This window comes from Pseudomonas rhizozeae (assembly GCF_031583775.1).
GTDB lineage: Bacteria > Pseudomonadota > Gammaproteobacteria > Pseudomonadales > Pseudomonadaceae > Aquipseudomonas.
Map to the genome: position 1 here is coordinate 1 of NZ_JAVLSB010000039.1, position 567 is coordinate 567.

Sequence of the window (567 nt, forward strand, 5' to 3'; positions counted from 1 at the left end):
CCGTCTTTTTGCCCTGATTTGGACACTCGCAAATCCATCCCTAAAAAGGCAACAAACGCGTCCGCATTTCTGAAGTCGCCTCGTTGAAATGCAGCGATCAAACGGGCTCCGGTTAAAAAACCGATCCCTTCCACTTTGAGGCAACGCTTCAATTGCCCCACTAATCCGGCTTCTTTCAACTGATCGTTGATCGTCTTCTCGACCAGCGTTTCCAGTTGCTGCATGGACTTCACCTGTTCGGCAAAAGCGGTCTTCAACAACGGTTCATTTGCCCAGCTCTGTTCCAGTCCGACCCTTGCCTGGACCAACGCCGCCCGGCGGCGGAAAAGGCTCAGGAGCTGGCGATACAGCGGTGAAGGTGGCGTCCATGGGCGAAGCTCTTGTTGCTCATTTTTAAGGTAACGAGCAAGCAGCTTGGCATCGAGCGCGTCAGTTTTAGCCCGAACCTTCACGCCTTCGCGGTAATGATGCAGCTCATAACCACCGATCATGTAAATCACGCAACCGGCTTCGTGGGCCAGATCGGCAAACGCCAAGTGGTAGATATTGGTGGACTCAATGGCTATC

Annotated in this window: 1 protein-coding gene; it reads right to left on the minus strand. The window is 53.3% G+C overall.

Going from position 1 to position 567, the window contains the following annotated elements; all coding sequences use genetic code 11:
* Positions 1-567, minus strand: a 567-nt coding sequence (locus tag RG836_RS27390; protein WP_310845819.1) for an IS110 family transposase, incomplete at both ends; no start/stop codon positions are given.